At 36.6% G+C, this 1,749-nt stretch carries 3 protein-coding genes; 2 read left to right on the top strand and 1 reads right to left on the bottom strand.

Annotated elements, in window-relative coordinates:
- Window positions 1-283: 283 nt before the first annotated feature.
- Together CP368_RS09845 and CP368_RS09840 are read left to right on the top strand one after the other, a co-directional pair.
- Window positions 284-910 (top strand): endonuclease III domain-containing protein, encoded by a 627-nt coding sequence (locus CP368_RS09845; RefSeq protein WP_098044420.1) that lies wholly within the window; start codon window positions 284-286, stop codon window positions 908-910.
- Window position 911: 1 nt separating this feature from the next.
- Window positions 912-1,400 (top strand): methylated-DNA--[protein]-cysteine S-methyltransferase, encoded by a 489-nt coding sequence (locus CP368_RS09840; RefSeq protein ID WP_098044419.1) that lies wholly within the window; start codon window positions 912-914, stop codon window positions 1,398-1,400.
- A gap of 43 nt (window positions 1,401-1,443) precedes the next feature.
- Here the strand turns inward: CP368_RS09840 and CP368_RS09835 are convergent.
- Window positions 1,444-1,749: hypothetical protein (locus CP368_RS09835; RefSeq protein ID WP_233185887.1), on the bottom strand; the 306-nt coding region annotated here is incomplete at its 5' end.

The raw sequence follows: 1,749 nt of genomic DNA, 5'->3' as shown, positions 1-1,749 counted from the left end.
TTCGTGATTGGAATGCGGCCGTGAACATCTTAGAAAAAGGATTAGGCAAGTGGCAAAATCCTAAAATAAAAAAAGCAGCCTTATTCGGGGCTGCAGTCCGCTAGCAACTCGCGGACTCAAAAGGCTTTGGTAATTAGGCGACCTCTATCGCTAATAGTTGCGAGATTATTAGTGACAAGCCGAGCCTGTATCTAAGCAAGTTGGTGTTCTGGTTAGTGCAAGCTAACGAGCCACCAAGCCCCAGAATTTATTCTGGGGTAGTTGACATGAGCTTTATGACATTATGTATGATCATCTTGATCTCAATGGTTGGTGGCCGGGACGTTCTGATTGGCAGATAATTTGGTCAACAGTCTTGATCCAAAACACTAACTGGAAAAATGTAGATAATGCTTTAGACTCCTTATATCAAGCGACTGGCTTCTTACCTGCTAACATTTTGGACATGAGTGATGAAAAATTGCAGCAAGTAATTGCCCCCGCTGGTTCTTATACTCGTAAAGCACAAACAATTAAAAACATTGCGCTATACTTTAGAGATCGTTTTAATTATGATCTTGAACTAGCTCAACAGCAGAATAAACAAGACTTGCGTAAAGAAATCTTGGCTATTAAAGGAATTGGACCAGAGACAGCAGACGTAATCTTAATGTATGGTTTGCGTAAAGGCGAATTTGTAGTTGATCAGTATTCGCGTAGACTTTTTGCATGCCTGGGTTGGCGAGATGTCCCACCTTATGAGAAAGCAAAAAAGATCATTGAAGAAAATTTAACTGATTTTACTCTGCGTAATTATCAAAATTTTCATGCAATGATCGATATGTTTGGACAAAAATATAAGTTGCCAAAGCAGTTTAATGAATCACTTTTGAAAGATTATTATTTAATGACACCTAATCAAGGTAAATAATATGCAGACTACTTTTACATACCACTCACCCTTGGGCAAAATATTATTAGCTAGTGATGAACGAGGATTAATTGGCTTGTGGTTTGCAACTAGCAAGTACTATGCAGATATTTTAAACGATGAGGTAAAAGTGGGTTCTGATGAATACATCAAATCTGCTCAAAAGTGGCTTGATCAATACTTTACTGGACAAAAGCCTGATTTTATTCCTCAATTACATTTAATTGGGACTACCTTTCAAAAGGGAGTTTGGCAAACTCTTCTACAGATTCCTTATGGACAAACTTTCACATATAAACAAGTTGCGCAATCGGTCGCAAAAGATCCACATCATTTACCTATTCGCGCAGTAGGCGGTGCTATAGGTAGAAATCATATTTCTCTAATGGTTCCCTGCCATCGTGTAATTGGATCAAATGGCAACCTAACGGGTTATAGTGCAGGAATAGATAAAAAAGTAGAATTATTAAAATTAGAAAACATACTATAATCTAAATTATGTAAAAAAAGGCGAGACATCTTGTCTCGCCTTTTTATTCATCTTCAAATAATTTATGTGGACCATCATTAAGAGAAACTTTTGGAAATTCTGTTTCTTGTGACTTAACTTGATCCTCATCTGCTAATTCAGCTTTCATTAACTCATCTTTTGCTTTGTTAGGGGTACTTTCTAAAAATAAAGTTTTGTTTTCTGTATCCTTTTCAGCTTCACGCTTTTTATGATCTCTTTTATAGAAATAAATAGAGCTTGCAACCATAGCACTTACGGCACCAATACCTGCACAAATCCAACCTAGTTTACATTTCATCATAATATCACCTTTTCTATAAAAACCATC

The sequence above is a fragment of the Lactobacillus sp. UMNPBX17 genome, assembly GCF_002553735.1.
GTDB lineage: Bacteria > Bacillota > Bacilli > Lactobacillales > Lactobacillaceae > Lactobacillus > Lactobacillus gallinarum.
The sequence above is the reverse complement of the archived record's forward strand: the minus strand, read 5'-3'. Positions and strand labels throughout refer to the sequence as shown.

Bases quoted from the DNA above. Each gene is read 5' to 3' on its own strand.
- CP368_RS09840 (WP_098044419.1), top strand. From the start codon at position 912: ATGCAGACTACTTTTACATACCACTCACCCTTGGGCAAAATATTATTA.
- CP368_RS09845 (WP_098044420.1), top strand. From the start codon at position 284: ATGTATGATCATCTTGATCTCAATGGTTGGTGGCCGGGACGTTCTGAT.